This window comes from Azoarcus sp. DN11, from assembly GCF_003628555.1.
GTDB lineage: Bacteria > Pseudomonadota > Gammaproteobacteria > Burkholderiales > Rhodocyclaceae > Aromatoleum.
Genome location: NZ_CP021731.1, coordinates 120177 through 137469, shown reverse-complemented (window position 1 = coordinate 137469; position 17293 = coordinate 120177). Strand labels below are relative to the sequence as shown.

Annotated in this window: 16 protein-coding genes; 1 reads left to right on the top strand and 15 read right to left on the bottom strand. The window is 68.7% G+C overall.

Going from position 1 to position 17293, the window contains the following annotated elements; translation table 11 throughout:
- Positions 1 to 3 precede the first annotated feature (3 nt).
- The 5 genes from nrfD to CDA09_RS00630 form a co-directional block, all read right to left on the bottom strand.
- Complete coding sequence (gene nrfD / locus CDA09_RS00650; RefSeq protein WP_121426854.1) at positions 4 to 1101, bottom strand: NrfD/PsrC family molybdoenzyme membrane anchor subunit; 1098 nt, start codon at positions 1099 to 1101, stop codon at positions 4 to 6.
- A 19-nt stretch (positions 1102 to 1120) separates the two neighbouring features.
- Positions 1121 to 1861: a sulfate reduction electron transfer complex DsrMKJOP subunit DsrO gene (gene dsrO / locus CDA09_RS00645; RefSeq protein ID WP_121426853.1), complete on the bottom strand. Its 741-nt coding sequence runs from the start codon at positions 1859 to 1861 to the stop codon at positions 1121 to 1123.
- Between the two features lie 132 nt (positions 1862 to 1993).
- Positions 1994 to 3985, bottom strand: coding sequence for a methyl-accepting chemotaxis protein (locus CDA09_RS00640; RefSeq protein ID WP_121426852.1), 1992 nt, complete (start codon positions 3983 to 3985; stop codon positions 1994 to 1996).
- A gap of 90 nt (positions 3986 to 4075) precedes the next feature.
- The gene (locus CDA09_RS00635) at positions 4076 to 6058 is read right to left on the bottom strand and encodes a UvrD-helicase domain-containing protein (protein ID WP_121426851.1); all 1983 of its coding nucleotides are present in this window, start codon (positions 6056 to 6058) and stop codon (positions 4076 to 4078) included.
- A gap of 222 nt (positions 6059 to 6280) precedes the next feature.
- On the bottom strand, positions 6281 to 6964 hold the full coding sequence (locus CDA09_RS00630) for a DUF4197 domain-containing protein (RefSeq protein WP_121426850.1): 684 nt from the start codon (positions 6962 to 6964) through the stop codon (positions 6281 to 6283).
- A gap of 148 nt (positions 6965 to 7112) precedes the next feature.
- Here CDA09_RS00630 and dksA point away from each other — a divergent pair, with 148 nt between their 5' ends.
- On the top strand, positions 7113 to 7541 hold the full coding sequence (dksA, locus tag CDA09_RS00625) for an RNA polymerase-binding protein DksA (protein ID WP_121426849.1): 429 nt from the start codon (positions 7113 to 7115) through the stop codon (positions 7539 to 7541).
- A 136-nt stretch (positions 7542 to 7677) separates the two neighbouring features.
- Here the strand turns inward: dksA and lipA are convergent, their stop codons facing one another.
- From lipA to mreC, 10 genes are all read right to left on the bottom strand, one after another.
- Positions 7678 to 8625, bottom strand: a complete 948-nt coding sequence (gene lipA, locus CDA09_RS00620; RefSeq protein WP_121426848.1) for a lipoyl synthase — start codon at positions 8623 to 8625, stop codon at positions 7678 to 7680.
- Positions 8626 to 8675: 50 nt separating this feature from the next.
- Positions 8676 to 9299 (bottom strand): lipoyl(octanoyl) transferase LipB, encoded by a 624-nt coding sequence (gene lipB, locus CDA09_RS00615; protein WP_121430666.1) that lies wholly within the window; start codon positions 9297 to 9299, stop codon positions 8676 to 8678.
- A 23-nt stretch (positions 9300 to 9322) separates the two neighbouring features.
- A complete protein-coding gene (locus CDA09_RS00610) occupies positions 9323 to 9535 on the bottom strand; it encodes a YbeD family protein (protein ID WP_502697097.1) in 213 nt (70 codons plus the stop codon).
- A 52-nt stretch (positions 9536 to 9587) separates the two neighbouring features.
- Entirely contained in the window at positions 9588 to 10445 is an 858-nt protein-coding gene (locus tag CDA09_RS00605) for a D-amino acid aminotransferase (RefSeq protein ID WP_121426846.1), read from the bottom strand.
- Between the two features lie 16 nt (positions 10446 to 10461).
- Positions 10462 to 11589, bottom strand: a complete 1128-nt coding sequence (locus CDA09_RS00600) for a D-alanyl-D-alanine carboxypeptidase family protein (RefSeq protein ID WP_121426845.1) — start codon at positions 11587 to 11589, stop codon at positions 10462 to 10464.
- Positions 11590 to 11711: 122 nt separating this feature from the next.
- Positions 11712 to 12683 (bottom strand): septal ring lytic transglycosylase RlpA family protein, encoded by a 972-nt coding sequence (locus tag CDA09_RS00595; protein WP_121426844.1) that lies wholly within the window; start codon positions 12681 to 12683, stop codon positions 11712 to 11714.
- Positions 12684 to 12699: 16 nt separating this feature from the next.
- A complete protein-coding gene (rodA, locus tag CDA09_RS00590) occupies positions 12700 to 13842 on the bottom strand; it encodes a rod shape-determining protein RodA (protein WP_121426843.1) in 1143 nt (380 codons plus the stop codon).
- The gene (gene mrdA, locus CDA09_RS00585; protein WP_121426842.1) at positions 13839 to 15818 is read right to left on the bottom strand and encodes a penicillin-binding protein 2; all 1980 of its coding nucleotides are present in this window, start codon (positions 15816 to 15818) and stop codon (positions 13839 to 13841) included. Before mrdA ends, rodA begins: the two co-directional genes overlap by 4 nt.
- A 4-nt stretch (positions 15819 to 15822) precedes the next feature.
- Positions 15823 to 16344, bottom strand: coding sequence for a rod shape-determining protein MreD (gene mreD / locus CDA09_RS00580; protein WP_121426841.1), 522 nt, complete (start codon positions 16342 to 16344; stop codon positions 15823 to 15825).
- A 2-nt stretch (positions 16345 to 16346) separates the two neighbouring features.
- Positions 16347 to 17246: a rod shape-determining protein MreC gene (gene mreC / locus CDA09_RS00575; protein ID WP_121430665.1), complete on the bottom strand. Its 900-nt coding sequence runs from the start codon at positions 17244 to 17246 to the stop codon at positions 16347 to 16349.
- Positions 17247 to 17293 lie beyond the last annotated feature (47 nt).

The window sequence follows — 17293 nt, the reverse complement described above, 5'->3', positions numbered from 1 at the left end:
GATTCACGCGCCGACACGTTCGGCACGGCCGATACGGTCGAGCGGCAGCAGCGTCGTCAGCACGACGAAGAGGAAGATCCACAGCCCGGCGGTGCCGACGATGCCCATCAGGCCCTCGGGGCCGAGCGGGAGCTGGTAGCTGTAGTAGCCGGCGCCGGTCTTCGGCACCTCCTGCCCGCCGATGAAGATCGTCCAGCGCATCATCCACGCCGAATGCAGCGCCAGCAGCCCGATCAGCAGGCCGGAGCCGGGGCGGCGCACGGCCAGCGCGAGCGTCACGACGGTCGCGACCACGGCCCACACCGCACTCACTTTCCAGTTCGCCGACGGCGCGACTTCGGCCAGCGCCTGCGCATGCACCGGCGACATCCCGCTCAGGCCCAGCACGAGCCACGCCGCCCCGACGAGCAGCGCCGCCAGCTGCGTGAGCGCCAGCGCGACCGCCATGCGGCGTGTCGCCGCCGGATCCCCGCCGCCGGGCAGCGCGCGGTTGAACACCAGCGCGAGGCCCAGCCCGCCCGCCAGCGCGGTGACGAAGAACTGCACCGGCAGCAGCGGCGTGTGCCACAGCGGACGGGCACGCACCAGCATCACCTCGACGCCGGTATACAACGCGACCAGCGCCGCGCCGACGAAGGTGAGCAGCGCCGCCGCGACCAGCGCCTTGCGGCTCTCGTGCCCGCCGTACGCAAGCGTGCGCGCGAGACCGGCGAGCCTGCCGCCCTCGTCCGCGTGGCGCGCCAGCGCCGGACGGAACGCGAGCCATGCGTACAGGATCAGGCCGGTCAGGTACACCGGAATGAAGAACGCCCCCCACGACATCCACGACGTCGGAGTGAAGTAGGCGTAGAAATGCCAGAAGCGTCCCGGCTGGTGCAGGTCGGCGAGCAGCGCGACCGGCGCGGTCAGCCCGCACAGCAGCGCAGCGAGCAGCGCCAGGCGCGAGATCCCTTCCCAGCCGCGGCGGCGGAACACCAGTCCGGGCAGCGACACGAGCCAGGCGCCATACGACAGGCCGATGAGGAAGAAGTACTGCACCGCCCACGGCAGCCACGCGATCTCGCGCGCGACATTGACGGTTTCGACGATATCCGGGGTCATGATCGATCTCCTGTGCGCGTCAGCCGTGGGCCTTGCGCGGCTGCCACAGCGTGCCCTGGCCTTCCACCTTGCCCTGGAAGCGCTCGTCGAGGCCGATGTAGAACACGCGCGGCTCGGTGCCCTGCTCAGGCTTCAGCACCTTCACCTCGGCCTTCGCGGCATCCAGGCGCCGGCGCAGCTCGCCCTGCGGGTCGTTCAGGTCGCCGAAGATGCGCGCCCCGCCCACGCAGGTCTCGACACAGGCCGGCAACAGCCCTGCATCCACGCGATGCGCGCAGAAAGTGCATTTGTCGGCCTTGTTGGTCGCGTGGTTGATGAAACGCGCGTCGTAGGGGCAGGCCTGCACGCAGTACGCGCAGCCGACGCAGCGCTCGCCATCGATGACGACGATGCCGTCGTCGCGCTTGAAGGTCGCGCCGACCGGGCACACCGGGATGCACGGCGGCGCCTCGCAGTGGTTGCACAGGCGCGGCAGCAGGTACGTGCCCGCCGGCTGCACGGCGTCGACCAGCTTCACGCTGTAGGTCGACACCACGGTGCGGAAGCTGCCCTCGGGCACCGCGTTTTCCTGGATGCAGGCCACGGTGCAGGCCTGGCAGCCGATGCACTTCCTGACATCGACGAGCATCGCCCAGTGCTGCTTGCCGCCGGCGGCGAGCGCCGGCGCCGGGGCGAGCGCGGCGGCGGCCGTGATCACCGGGATACCGCCCAGGAATGCCCGCCGTGAGGCCGAGACGGCGGACTCGCTATGGTGTTTCATGACAAACGCTCCGGGTGAGTGGGAGTCGTTGCCACTGTAGGCCCGCCCGGGGCGAGCGAAAATTGGCGGGATCGGGCAGGCGGCTAGATGAATTTACCTATTGCCGGGGAGCCGGCCCCGACCACGCGGGCGTCATCCGAAGCGGTGGATCGAGGCCTCCAGCTGCTCGGCCACCTGGCGCAGCTCGCCGGCGGCCCGCGCCACCTCGTCGGCCGCGCGGGTATTCGCCTCGGTCATGTTCGCGATCTCCTCGACGTGCTGCGCGATCAAGGTCCCCGCTGCGCTCTGTTCGCGCGTCGCGAGCGCGATGTCACTGACGGTCTGCTGCGAGCGCATCGCCCCCTCGTGGATCGCCGCGAGCGCCGCGGCAGCCTCGCGTGCGAGCTCCTTGCCGTGCGCGACGCGGGTGTTGCCGTCGTCCATGCGCTGCACCACCTCGCCGATCTCGGCCTGGATCGTCACGATCAGCTCGGCGATCCGGCCGGTCGCCCCGGCGGTGCGCTCCGCCAGCTTGCGCACCTCGTCCGCGACGACCGAGAAGCCGCGGCCCTGCTCACCCGCGCGCGCCGCCTCGATCGCCGCGTTGAGCGCGAGCAGATTCGTCTGGTCGGCGATCTCCCTGATCACGCCGACGATGCCACCGATTTCCTGCGAACGCATGCCCAGATTGCGCACCGCTTCGGCACTGCGCCCGACGTCCTGAGCGATCCGGCTCATCTCGTCGGCCGCCCGGCTCGCAACCTCCCCGCCACGCCCGGCCTCCTCGCTCCCCGACAGCGAAATCGCCTCGGCGTCCTGGCTGCGTTCGGCGATGTGGTGGATGCTCACCGTGAGCTCCTCGACCGCGCTCGCCGTTGCAGCCGAAGCGTCCGACTGGTGCCGTGCGCCCTCGAGCGTCCGGTCTGCGGTCTGCGCGACCGCGAGCGCGCCGTCGCGAACGTTTGCGGCCGCGGTGCGCACGCCACCGATCACCGCCGCGAGCTGGTCCGCCATGTGGTTGAACGCGCGGGCGAGCTCGCCGATCTCGTCGGCGCGGCGATAGCCGATGCGCACGTCGAGTTCGCCGCCGCCGAGCCGCTTCGCATCCTCGATGAACTCGCCCAGCGGCGCCAGCCGGCGCGCGATCAGCAGATACAGCAGCACCCCGATCACGAGCACCGCGACCGCGCCGCCACCGATCAGCCAGGTGCGCGTCGTGCGCGCATCGGCCTGGAACTCGTCGAGGTCGCTGCTGGCGGCGACGACCCAGTTCCAGTCGGCACTGCGCGCGAATGCGAGTCCGTGCTCGCCGCCCGCATCGACATACTTCGTCCGGCCGGCATCGCGGTCGAGCATCGCGGCGAACTCGGCCTGCTCGAGCACGCTGGCGCCTTCCCGTGACGGGTGCAGCAGCACCTTGCCGCGATTGGCGCCCTCGGCCGCGTCGACGAGCCAGAAATACCCGTGCTCGCCGATCTTCAGCTTGCGCAGGTAATCCTTCATCGCCGCGAGCGAAGCGCCGTAGTCCAGGCCCACGTAGAGGATCGCGAACACCTCGCCGCGCGCGTCGCGCACCGGCGTGTACTTGGTCATGAAATCCTTGCCGAACAGCGTCGCGCGGCCGATGTAGGTCTCGCCCTTCATCATCGCAGCGTAGGCCGGATGGCTCTTGCCGAGGAAAGTGCCGACCGCACGGCTGCCATCCTCCTTCTTGACCGAGGTCGTCACGCGCACGAAATCGTCGCCCAGGCGCGCGAAGACGGTCGCGTTGCCGCCGGTCATGCGATGGAAGTCGTCCACCTGGTCGAAGACGAGATTCAGGACCCGCCCATCGGCGCTCACCACCGGCGTCGCAACGGCGCCGATCGCCACCGTCCGCGCCGGATCGATCGCCAGTCCGCGCGCGAAGTGCGACTCGAAAACGTTGCCGAGCTGGTCGGCCGACTGCTTCAGCGTCGCCGAGAACGTCTCCAGCTGCCGCACGATCATCTCGCTGCGACTCAGAAGCTCGCCCAGATGGCGCTCCTCGGTCGAACGCATCAGCTCGCGCGTGACCGCCACGGTCAGCACCGCCATCACGACGGCGACGATCAGGAAAGCCGCCGCGGCGAGCTCGAAGGGTATCCGCTTGTTCTGGGTTCTCATGGCAGAACGGTTCCCGGTTATGGAGGTACGCTTGTTTTCGTCCCGCCCCGGCAAAACTTTAATGCCGGCCCTTGTGGCGCGCCGCGGCCTTCAGCGCCCTTCGAACATCGCCATCAGGTTCGCGACGCGCGCCCGGCCTTCTTCCTTCGACACCGGCGCGTTGGTCTTGCGGTCGCTGATCTTCACGTCGCCGCCCATCTCGGCGATGAAGCGCGACGGCTCGCAGGTGCGCGTCTCCTTGCCCGCCTTGCGCCGCTCGCACCACGTGATGTTGAGCGTGCGCTGCGCGCGCGTGATGCCGACGTACATCAGGCGCCGCTCCTCCTCGACCTTGTCCTCGTCGATCGAGGACTGGTGCGGCAGCAGGCCTTCCTCGACGCCGACGAGGAACACGTGCTTGAACTCCAGCCCCTTCGACGCATGCAGCGTCGCGAGCTGCACGCCGTCGAACTCGGCGTCGTCCTTGTCGAGCATCGAGATCAGCGCGATCGTCTGCGTCAGTTCGATCAGGTTCTTGCCGTCCGCCTCGCCCTTCCTGCCGAGCCAGTTCACGAAGTCGCGCGCGTTGCTCCACTTCGACTCCGCCTCGCGCGTGTCGAGGTGCTCGAACAGCCACGCCTCGTAGCGGATCGCCGCGAGCAGGTCTTCCAGCACGCGCGCCGCCGGCTCGCGGTGGGCGCGGTACTGGATGCGGTTGATGAAGTTGGCGAACTCCTGCAACTGCTCGAGCTGGCGCGCGTTCAGCGCATGCGCCGCGCCTTCCTCGAACACCGCCGCAAACAGACTCACGTGGCGGCGTCCGGCGTAGTTGCCCAGCGCCTCGATCGTCGCCGCGCCGACCCCGCGCCGCGGCGTCGTGATCGCGCGGATGAAGGCCAGATCGTCATCCTCGTTCATCAAGAGGCGCAGCCACGACATCAGGTCGCGGATCTCGGCCTTGTCGAAGAAGGACTGCCCGCCCGACATCACGTAGGGGATCTTCTGGTTGCGCAGCTGCTGCTCGATCACGCGCGCCTGATGGTTGCCGCGGTACAGGATCGCATAGTCGGAGAACTTCGTGCGGTGCTCGAACTTGTGCGCGCCGAGCTTCGACGCCACCCACTCCGCCTCGTGGTCCGCGTCGCGGCACGCCGTCACCGCCACCTGCTCGCCGTCGCCGTGCTCGGACCACAGGCGCTTCTCGAAGAGCTTCTCGTTGTTCGCGATCACCGTGTTCGCCGCGGTCAGGATGCGCCGCGACGAGCGGTAGTTCTGCTCCAGCTTGATGACTTTCAGCTTGGGGTAATCCTGCTGCAGGAGCTTCAGGTTCTCGACGTCCGCGCCGCGCCACGCGTAGATCGCCTGGTCGTCGTCGCCCACCGCCGTGAACGCCCCGCGCACACCGGCGAGCTGGCGCAGCAGGCGATACTGCGCCTTGTTCGTGTCCTGGTACTCATCGACCAGGAGATAGCGCAGCTTGTTCTGCCAGCGCTCGCGCACCTCCGGGTTTTCTTCCAGCAGGCGCACCGGCAGCGAGATCAGGTCGTCGAAATCGACCCCCTGGTAGGCGCGCAGCGTGCGTTCGTACTCCGCGTACAGCATCGCCGCGGCCGACGAGATCTCGTCGTCGGCGAGCTGCGCGGCCTGCTCGGGCGTCACCATCGCGTTCTTCCACCCGGAGATCTGCCACTGCATCGCCTTCGCGCGTGCCTTGTCGGCGTCGCGCGAGATGTCGGAGACAATCTGCACCGTGTCGGATGCGTCGAGGATCGAGAACTGCGGCTTCAGCCCGCAGTGCTGCGCCTCCTGGCGGATCATGCGCACGCCCAGCGCGTGGAAGGTGCACACCGTCAGCCCGCCCGGCGCGCGCCCGCCCATCAGGCCGGCGACGCGCTCCTGCATCTCCTTCGCCGCCTTGTTCGTGAAGGTGATCGCCGCGATGTTCGACGGGTTGAGCCCGCACTCGTTGATCAGGTGCGCGATCTTGTGCGTGATCACCCGCGTCTTGCCGCTACCCGCGCCCGCGAGCACCAGGCTGGGGCCGTCGAGATAGCGGATCGCTTCGCGCTGCGGGGCGTTGAGGAGTGCGGACATGGACCTTGCGGACGGGACTGCGGTGGGGGAAAAGGCCGCGCCGCCCGCGGGCGGCGCCGTGGCCGGATTTTACCGCATCGCCTGCGGCGCATCGGCCGCTTGCAACCCGACGCGGGCGGACCAAGCCGGTCGCCCCCCGTTCGCCCTGAGTCTGTCGACGGGCGCGGGCAGGGCTTCGACGGTTCAGCCCGAACGATCAACCGGTCCGGCAGGGCTCGAAACCTACCGCCCCAGCAAGCCGAACACCTTCTGCGCGAGCGAACCCGCCGCCTGCACCGGATTCCTGCGGATCGCCTTCTCTTCCTCGGCGATCATCAGGTACAGGCCGTCGAGCGCCTTGCGCGTGACGTAATTCTCGATCTGCGCGTCCTCGTTCTTCACCAGGCCGAAGCTCGCCGCCTGGCCCGCGAGCTTGTTGTACTGCCCGGCCAGCGCGAGGCGGTCGGTGTTCTGCTTGACGATGGGCAGGAACTTCTCCACAAGGCGCGCCTGCGTCTTCGACCTGAAGTAGTTCGTCGCCGAATCGTCGCCACCGGTCAGGATGTTGCGCGCATCCTCCACCGACATCTGCTTCACCGCATCGACCAGCAGCGTCTTCGCCTCCGGCACCGCGGCTTCGGCAGCGCGGTTCATCGTCGTCACGAGCCGGTCGAAATCCTTGCCGCGCCCCGCCATGCGCATCACCGGCTCGACCTGCGCAAGCCCGTCGGGCAGCGGGATCTTCACCTTCTGGTTGCCGAGGAAACCGTCCTGCTTGCCCAGCAGTTCCACCGCACGGCCGGCGCCCTGCGTGAGGGCCTCGCGCAGGCCGCCGGAGGCCTCGGAATCCGTGATGTTCGCCAGCCCGGCCGCCCAGGCCGGCACACAGATGACAAGCAGGGCGAAAGCTCGCAGAATGGAACGCATGATGGTCTCCAGAAACGGTCCGACTCAAGACGGCGTTCAGGATACCCCCCGGTAGTGATCGTGTGCGTGCCAGAGTTACCCTTTATTCATTTTTCGACATGGCTCCACCGCGCTGCGGCGCATGGGGCGGCAATACGGAGAACTGACGATGACCGCAACAGCCACACGCCCCCGCGCGCTCTCCGAGGCCGAAGTGCTGGCGATGTCGCCGGACGACTACATGAACGCGGCGCAGCTCGAATTCTTTCGCCTGCGCCTGCTCGACCTGCAGAAGGAGTTGCGCGAGAACAGCGAGGAAACACGCTCGCACCTGCGCGAAACGGTCGCAACACCCGACGAGGCGGACCGTGCGACCCAGGAAGAGGAACAGGTGCTCGAGCAGCGCATCCGCGACCGCGAGCTGAAGCTGCTGCACAAGGTCGAATCGGCGCTGCGCCGCATCGAGGACGGCAGCTATGGCTTCTGTGAAGTCAGCGGCGAGCCGATCGGCGTCGGCCGCCTGATCGCGCGCCCCACCGCGACGCTGAGCATCGAGGAGCAGGAGCGCCACGAGCGCGAGGAGCGCCTCTTCCGCTGAAAGTTCCGGGGGCGGCCGCTGTTCAGCCCGGCTGCCTACCCGTCAAGGGGCCGGCAGCCGATGCGCGGAGCCTGCCGAAGCCCGCCCTGATGCCCTGCGACAGGCTCAGGGCGAACGGAGATGATCGAGCAAGCGCTCAGACGACGCCGGCGCCGTGAGCCTGCTGGTCGGCCCAGTAGCTCGACCGCACCATCGGGCCGCAGGCGGCGTTCTTGAAGCCCATCTTCAGCGCTTCGGTCTCGAACATCTTGAACGTGTCCGGGTGCACGTAGCGCAACACCGGCAGGTGGCCGGTCGAGGGCTGCAAGTACTGGCCGATCGTCAGCATCTCGACGTCGTGCGCGCGCAGGTCGCGCATCACCTCGAGGATCTCCGCGTCGGTCTCGCCCAGGCCCACCATCAGGCCGGATTTCGTCGGCACCTGCGGGTGGCGCGCCTTGAATTCCTTCAGCAGCTTCAGCGAATACGCGTAGTCCGCGCCGGGGCGGGCCTGCTTGTAGAGGCGCGGCACCGTCTCGAGGTTGTGGTTCATCACGTCGGGCGCTGCCTGGTCGAAGATCTCCAGCGCGATCTCCATGCGGCCGCGGAAGTCCGGCACCAGCACCTCGATCGCGGTCTTCGGCGACGCGGCGCGCGTCTCGCGGATGCAGTCGACGAAATGCTGTGCGCCGCCGTCACGCAGGTCGTCGCGGTCGACGCTGGTGATCACGACGTAGTTGAGGCGCATCGCGGCGATGGTCTGCGCGAGGTCCTTCGGCTCGTCGGCGTTGAGCGGCTCGGGGCGGCCGTGGCCGACGTCGCAGAACGGGCAGCGGCGCGTGCAGATGTCGCCCATGATCATGAAGGTCGCCGTGCCCTTGCCGAAGCATTCATGGATGTTCGGGCAGGAGGCTTCCTCGCACACCGTGTGCAGCTTGTGGTCGCGCAGCGTCGCCTTGATCTCGTTGAAGCGCTCGGCTTCCTGGCCGGCGCCGAGCTTGATGCGGATCCACTCGGGCTTCTTCAGCCGCTCGGCGGGCACGATCTTGATCGGGATGCGCGCGGTCTTGTCGGCGCCACGCTGTTTGCGGTTGTCGGTGGTCATGCGATTCTCTCGTCTCTTCGGGGTAGCGGGCGCTTGTGGCGCCCGCGGCATTATGGCGTGTCGGCGGCCGGCCGGGGTGCGAGCAGGCGCCCGAGGTGGGCAAGCAGGCGCTCCCCCACCGCGGCCACGCCGTCGGTCACGCCGAAATCCTTCATCCTGATCGTCTCCAGCCCCTCGTAGCCGCAGGGGTTGATCGCCGTGAACGGCGTGAGGTCCGCGTCGACGTTGAGCGCGAGGCCGTGGTACGTGCAGCCGTTCCGCACGCGCAGGCCCAGCGCCGCGATCTTCGCGCCGGCGATGTACACGCCCGGCGCGCCGTCCTTGCGCTCGGCCGCAAGGCCGTAGTCGGCGAGGCAGTCGATCAGCGCCTGCTCCATCAGGTTCACCATCTCGCGCACCTTGATGTGGCGGCGGTGCAAGTCGATGAGCAGATACACGACGATCTGGCCGGGGCCGTGGTAGGTGATCTGCCCGCCGCGGTCGATCTTCACCAGCGGGATGCCGGTCTCGCGCAGCAGGTGCTCGGGCTTGCCCGCCTGGCCGAGCGTGAACACCGGCGGGTGTTCGAGCAGCCACAGCTCGTCGGGCGTCTCGGCGCTGCGGGCGCCGGTGAATTCGCGCATCGCCGCCCAGGTCGGCTCGTACTCGACGAGGCCGAGGCGACGCACGACCAACTGCAGCGGATTCGCGTCGGGCACTACAGCACCACCTTCACGAGCGGGTGCGCGGACAGGTCGCGGTACAGCGCGTCGAGCTGCACCTTCGAGACGGCGCGGACGGTGCAAGTGAGCGACAGGTAGGTGCCCTTGCTGGAGGGTCGCATCTCGACCGTCGCCGGATCGAAGTCCGGCGCGTGCGTGCGCACGACGGTGACGACCGCCTGCGCGAACTCTTCGACCCGCGCGCCCATGATCTTGATCGGGAAGTCGCAGGGGAATTCGAGGAGGGTTTCCCGGCTCTGGTCAGTCACCACGCATCACCTTGTTCTTGAAATCCTGGTACCACGCCAGCATCGCGCGTCCCACCGGCCCGGGTTTTCCGTCGCCGACCGGACGCCCGTCGAGGCTGGTGATCGCGAGCACTTCCTTGGTCGACGAGGTCAGCCACACTTCGTCGGCCGTGCGCACCTCGTCCTCGAGGATCTCGCGCACCGCATGTTCGAGGCCGTGCCGGGCGGCGAGTTCCAGCACCACGTCGTAGGTGATGCCCGGCAGCATCAGGTGGCTCTTCGGTGGCGCGAGCAGCACGCCATCCCTGACGATGAAGATGTTCGAGGCCGCGCCTTCGGTGAGGAAGCCGTCGCGGAACAGCACCGTCTCGGCGCAGCCCTTGTCGACGGCGACCTGGCGCAGCAGGCAGTTCGCGAGCAGCGCGGTGGTCTTGAGGTCGCAGCGCGCCCAGCGGAAATCGGCCGCGCTCACCGCCGCGACGCCGCGCGCGAGCACATCGGCCGGCGGCGTCACGAGCGCCTCGCTCATCAGGAACACCGTCGGCCGCGCCACTACCGGGAAGGCGTGATTGCGCCGCGCGTCGGGGCCGCGCGACACGTGCAGGTAGATCGACTGGTCGTCCCAGGCGTTGCGCGCGACGAGTTCGCGCACGATGGTCTCCCATTCGGCCGCCGGGTGCGGGTTCGGGATGCGCACCGCGTCCAGCGTGCGGCCGAGGCGCACGATGTGCTCGGCGATACGGAAGGGGCGGCGCGAATACGCCGGGATCACCTCGTAGGCGCCGTCGCCGAAAAGGAAGCCGCGGTCCATCGGCGAAATGCGCGCCTCCGCCAGCGGCTGGTAGCTGCCATCGAGGTAACAGATGCTCATGGACGCCCCGGGAGTCCTACAGGCTCTTGAACCACATCACGATGGTGTCCCACAGGCGGCCGAAGAAGCCCGCGACCGGCACGTCCTGCAGCGCCACGACGGGGTATTCGCCGAGCGGCTGGCCGTCGAGCGTGAGCTGCAGCGTGCCGACCTGCTGGCCCTTCTGCAGCGGTGCAACGACCGGCTGCCGGCTGGTGAGCTGGCTCTGGACCTTCTCGGCCTGGCCCTTGGGCAGGGAGATCACGAAATCGTTGAGGAAGCCGACCGGCAGCTCGTTCTTCTCGCCCTTCCACACGCGAAAGCGCGACAGCTCCTGGTTGGCCGAGTAGAGCTTGGCGGTATCGAAGAACTGGAAGCCGTAGTTCAGCAGCTTGAGCGATTCCTGCGCGCGGATGGTGTCCGAATCGGTGCCGAGCACGACCGACACCAGGCGGCGCGGGCCGCGCAGCGCCGACGAGATCAGGCAGTAGCCGGCGTTCGCGGTGTGGCCGGTCTTCATGCCGTCGACCGTGGGGTCGAGCCACAGCAGACGGTTGCGGTTGGGCTGGGCGATGCCGTTGTAGGTGTATCCCTTCTGCGAGTAGTAATGGTAGTACTCGGGGAAGTCGCGCGAGAGCGCCGCCGCGAGCAGCGACAGGTCGCGCGCGGTGGTGTAGTGGTTGGGGTCGGGCAGGCCGGTCGCGTTCATGAAGCTCGTGTTCTTCATGCCCATGCGTTGCGCCTCGCGGTTCATCAGCGCCGCGAAGGAGTCCTCGCCGCCCGCGATCAGCTCGGCGAGCGCCACGCAGGCGTCGTTGCCGGACTGGACGATCATGCCTTGCACGAGTTCGCCCACCGTGACCGGCTTGTCGGGCTGGATGAACATGCGCGAGCCTTCCATGCGCCAGGCTTTCTCCGACACCGGCACGGTCTGGTCGAGCTTGATGCTGCCGCTCTTGAGCGCCTCGAAAACGACGTAGGCGGTCATGAGTTTGGTCAGCGACGCGGGTTCGATGCGCGCATCGGGCTCGCGCGACGCGAGCACCTGGCCGGTGGCCTGGTCCATCAGCAGCCAGGCACGGGCGGCGAGGGCCGGGGGCGGAACGTTCTGGGCGGATACGGCAAAGGAGAGGACGGCGAACAGCAGGGCGACGAGGAAACGCATGAGGGTCGGCTAGGTGGAAGTGAGCGGGGAAAGGGGTCGGGATCGGGGCCGAAGCGTCGATTATAGAGGCTCGCCCGGCCCGCACAGCAGACCGTTGCGGGCGGCAATTGGTTCAGTTTGCATCAGCGTGTGACGACAAAAGGATGGAGCCCGAGCACGCGGGCGATGCGTTCGGCTTCGCCTTTCGCCTCGTCGATCGACGCGAACGGCCCCAGGTGCAGGCGGTGGCGCGTGCCGTCGGCGACCACTTCGAGGCGGTCGCCGAACTCGGAAAAGGTGTCGCGCACCTGGCTGCGGAGCCCTTCGGCGTTGGTCGCGGAGGCAAACGAACCGAGTTGCAGGAAGATGCCGCGCGGCGCGTCGGTGAGGGTCGCCGGCTCGGCCATCGCGAGCTGCAGCGGCGGTTGGGGCGGGGGGGCGGGGGCGTCCGGCGGGCGGGCGCGGGCGGCCGGGGCCGCGGAGGCGATGGCATCGGCGCCATCGGGAATGATGGCTTCGACTTCGACCTCGGCGCTGCCAACGCTGGCGTAGCCGAGGCGGTAAGCCGCCGCGTAGGAGAGGTCCATGATGCGGCCCTTGAGGAAGGGGCCGCGATCGTTGATGCGCACGATCACCGAGCGGCCGCTCGCCCGGTGCGTGACGCGCGCGTAGCTGGGAATCGGCAGCGTCGGGTGGGCGGCGGTCATGCTGTACATGTCGTAGGGCTCGCCGCTGGAGGTCGACTGGCCGTGGAAGCGCCTGCCGTACCAGCTCGCGCGCCCGAGCTGGCGAAACGGCATCAGCGAGGTGGCCGGCACGTAATCCTGGCCGAGCACGCTGTAGGGCCGATTGGCGAAGCGGTGCAACGGCTCGAGGCGCGGCTGCGCATCGGGAATGTCGTCAAGGTTCGCGGGCGGGTTGTCGCCCGGACCGTCGTCCTTGTAGTAGGCGCCGCCCCGCTTCTGCACGCTGCTCTTGCCCGGCGCAGGCTGGGCTTGCGTCCCGGCGGGAGCGCCGACGGGAGCGGTCGTGGCACAGCCGGCCAGCACCAGCGCCAGCATCGCCAGGCCCGCGAGCAGCAGCCTGTACCCGGCCGCAGGGAAGGGGACGGCCATCAGTCAGTCTCCGTATTCACGCCTGCGCGAGCACACGGCTGCGCTGGATGCTCATCAATATCCCGATGCCGAGACACAGCGTGACGAGCGCGGTTCCGCCATAGCTGATGAAGGGCAGCGGCACGCCCACGACCGGCAGGATACCGCTGACCATGCCCATATTAACGAATGCATACGTGAAGAAGATCATCGTGATCGCACCGCCGAGCAGGCGCGTGCCGAGCGCCGGCGCCATCGCGGCGATGTAGAAGCCGCGCAACAGCAGCATCGTGTAGATCGCCAGCAGCACGACGATGCCGATGAGGCCGAGCTCTTCGGACAGCACCGAGAAGACGAAATCGGTATGGCGTTCGGGCAGGAAGGCGAGGTGCGTCTGCGTGCCATCCTTCCAGCCCTTGCCGAACACGCCGCCCGAGCCGATCGCGATCGTCGACTGGATGATGTGGAAGCCCTTGCCGAGCGGGTCCTGGGTGGGGTCGAGCAGCGTGCACACGCGGTGCTTCTGGTATTCGCGCATGCCCGGCCAATCGACGCCCGGCTGGCAGATCTGGTCGCCGAAGCCGGCGATCGCGCCGATGCCGATCACGCCGGCGGCGACGACCGGCACGATCAGCTTCCACGACAGGCCGGCGAAGTAGATCACGTAGACGCCCGCGGCGGTCACGAGCACCGCCGTGCCCAGATCGGGCTGCATCATGATCAGGCCCACCGGCACGAGCAGCAGCAGGCCGGCGACGATGAACTCGCGCAGGCCGATCTGCCCCTCGCGCTGCTGGAAGTACCACGCAAGCATCAGCGGCATCGCGATCTTCATGATCTCGGACGGCTGGATGCGCGTGACGCCGATATTGAGCCAGCGCGTCGCCCCCTTCGACGTCTCCCCGAAGAGTTCGACCGCGACGAGCAGCAGCACGCCGACGACGTACAGCGGCGGCGCGAGGTTCAGCAGGCGCTGCGCCGGCAGGCGCGCCGCCGCCCACATCGCCGCCAGCGCGACGACGGAATTGACCTGCTGGGACACCACGCGCTCGGGCGAGGCGCTCATCATCACGAAAATGGCGTAGGCGAGCAGCAGGCCGAGCAGCAGCAGCAGCGCCGGATCGATCGGCCGCAGGAAGGCGCGCAGCAGCTCGCGCGGATGGAAACGCGTGTTGGTCATTCGGGACTGGCCTCCGCCGGGCGCGGCTCGGCATCGGCCGGGCGAGTGCCTGCAGCGCCGGCCGGCTCGGCCGCGTGCGCGTGGGCGTCGCCCTCGTCGCCCGCATCGACGTCCTCGCCGGCCGGCTGGTCGCGGCGCTTGCCGAGCAGATGGTAATCGATCACCTGGCGCGCGATCGGCGCCGCCGATTGCGCGCCGAAGCCGCCGTTCTCGACCAGCACCGCCAGCGCGATCGTCGGTTTGTCGGCCGGCGCGTAGGCGATGAACCACGAGTGGTCGCGCAGGCGCTCGCTGACGCGGCCCTCGACGTAGCGCTGGCCGCGCAGCGAGAACACCTGCGCCGTGCCGGTCTTGCCGCCGACCGAGTAGGGCGCGCCGGCGAAAGCGCGCGCGCCCGTGCCGGCCCGGTTCACGTCCACCATCGCCTGGCGCACCGCGGCCAGGTGCTCGGGCTTGAGCGGGATCGTGCGGATCGGCTCGGGCTCGACGGCGTGGCGCTCGCCGGTCACGGGATTGACGATGTTGCGCACGACGTGCGGCCGGAACATCTTGCCGTCATTGACCAGCGCCGCCAGCGCATTCGCCATCTGCACCGGCGTGTAGGCGTTGTAGCCCTGGCCGATGCCGACCGAGATCGTCTCGCCGCCGAACCACTTCTGGTGCTCCCTGTTGCGGAAGCGCTTGCGCTTCCATTCGGGCGTCGGCAGCACGCCATCGGCCTCGCCCGGCACGTCGATGCCGGTGCGCGAACCGAAGCCGAACGGACGCATGAAGTTCGCGATGCCGTCGATGCCGAGGTCGTTGGCGAGCTGGTAATAGTAGGTGTTGCACGACACGACGATGGATTTCGGCAAGTCCACCATGCCGTGCCCGCCGGGCTTGTCGTCCATGAAGCGGTGGCCGCCGAACATGAAGTAGCCGGGGTCGGCGATCGTCTGCGTGACCGTGCGCTTGCCCGCGGTCAGGCCCGCCATCGCCATGAAGGGCTTGAAGGTCGAGCCGGGCGGGTAGGCGCTGAAGATCGCACGGTTCACCAGCGGGTGGTCGGGCGAATCGTTGAGCGCCTTCCAGTCATCGGTCGAGATGCCGTCGACGAAGAGATTGGGGTCGAATCCCGGCTTGGACACCAGCGCCAGCACGCCGCCGGTCGCCGGCTCGATCGCAACGAGCGCGCCGCGGCGCTTGCCGAAGGCCGCCTCGGCGACCTTCTGCATCTCGATGTCGAGCGTCAGCTCGAGGTCGTTGCCCGCCAGGCCCGGCGTGCGCGCGAGCTGGCGTACCGCGCGCCCGCCCGCATTCACCTCGACCTGCTCGGCGCCGGTGACGCCGTGCAGCTCGGCCTCGTAGCTCTGCTCCAGCCCGCTCTTGCCGATATGCTCGGAGCCACGGTAGTTCGCGTCGTCGCCAGCGTCCTCGATGCGGTCGCGGTCGCGCTGGTTGATGCGGCCGATGTAGCCGACCACGTGCGACGCGAGCTCGCCCTGCGGATAGTCGCGGAACAGGCGCGCCTGCACCTCGACACCGGGAAACTGGTAGCGCCGCGCGATCACCCGTGCGACTTCCTCCTCGGTCAGGCGGTTGCGCAGCGGCACGCTCTCGAAGTTCTTGCTCTCCTCGAGCAGCTTCTTGAAGCGGCGGCGGTCGCGCGCGTCGATCTCGATGATCTCGGCGAGCCCGTCGATCGTCGCGTCGAGGTCGCGCACGCGCGAAGGCGTGATCTCCAGCGTATAAGCGGCGTAGTTGCGCGCGAGCGGCACGCCGTTGCGGTCCACGATCGAACCGCGGCCCGGCACGATGGGCAGCAGCGCGATGCGGTTGTCCTCGGCGCGGGTGTGGTAGTAGTCGTAGCGCAGCACCTGCAGAAACCAGAAGCGCGCGACCAGCAGGCCGAAGCACACCGCGATGAAAACGCCCGCGATCAGGACGCGGCGCCGGAAGCGCCCCAGTTCCTCGTCGGGGGTTCGGAATTCCATCATGGGTTTAGATCGGCCGGTTGTCGTCCCGGTCCACCGGCTGGTATTGCGGCAGCAGCAGGAGATAGTTCAACGGCACCCACAACGCCGCGCTCGTGAAGCTGGACAGGAAGTACCACCAGCCGGGGAACTCGGCCCCGGCGATGACGCGCACGACGACCATGATCACCTGCGCCAGCAGCAGCAGCGGGAACATCTGCAGCGCCTGCTGCGTCGGCCCGAACCACAGCACGCGGCGCGACACCGTGGTCGCGAGGTAGCACAGCACGACGTAGGCGAGGGCATGCTGCCCCATCGCGGCGCCATGGCCGATATCCACCAGCAAGCCGAACAGGAAGCCCGCGCCCATGCCGATGCGCAGCGGCTCACGGATCGACCAGAAGGCCAGCACCAGCGCGACCCAGTCGGGCACGCCGGGCGTACGCCCGGTCGGGATGTAGTTCAGCGTGAGCGCGATCAGCAGGCTCAGGTAGGTGAACCAGGTCTTCGCGGGCAGCAGGATGCGGCTGGAGCGGTGGGTCGGTTGCATCGCTAGCCCCTGCGACCCTTGCGCGGCGCGGCAGGTTCGGGTTCCGGCACCGGACGTGGCGGCGGCGCTTCGGCGCGGCTCAGCAGCAGCACCTGCGTCGTGCGCTCGACGCCGGCGACCGGCTCGCACACGATCACCGCGAAAGTCTGGGCGTCGCGATCGACGCGGACGACGTCGGCAACCGGCAGGCCGGCGAGGAAGAGGCCGTCGAGGCCCGAGGTCACGAGGCGGTCGCCGACACGCACGTCCGCCCCGGACAGCGTGAACCGCATCTCGAGCCGCCCGTGGCCGGCGCCGGCGAGCACGCCGCGCAGTCCGTTGCGCGCGACCTGCACCGGGACTGCCTGGTCCTTGTCGGTGAGCAGCGTCACCTCGGCCTGCACCGGATAGACGCGCGTGACCTGGCCGATCATGCCCTGTTCATTGACGACCGCCATGCCGGCCTGAACGCCCTGCTGGCTGCCGCGGTTGAGGATCACCTTGCGGTCGAAGGGATCGGGCGCGTCGTAGAGGATCTCGGCGGCGACGCTCTTCGTCGCGACCGCGGCGCTCATGTCGAGCAGCCCGCGCAGGCGGCGGTTCTCCTCCTCCAGCTGCTCGAAGCGCAACAGGCGCTGCGCCGCTTCGAGCTCGCGGCCGCGCAGCACGGCGTTGTCCTTCTGCACGTCCACGAGCGTCCCGAAATACACCGCCGCATTGCGCACGACGTCGGCCGGCGCGGCGGCGGCCATCTGCAGCGGCCAGGTCGCCACCGACAAGGCCTGGCGCATCACTTCGAGGTAGCGGAACTTCAGGTCGGTGATCAGCATCGCCAGGCACACCGACACCAGCACCAGCAGCCGCACGAGCGGCGTGGGTCCCTGCTTGAAGATGGGTGGCGACGGATGACCGGCGAGGGACATCGTGAGGCGTGTGCGGCGCAGTGCGGCCGGCGCAATCGCCCGCCGCA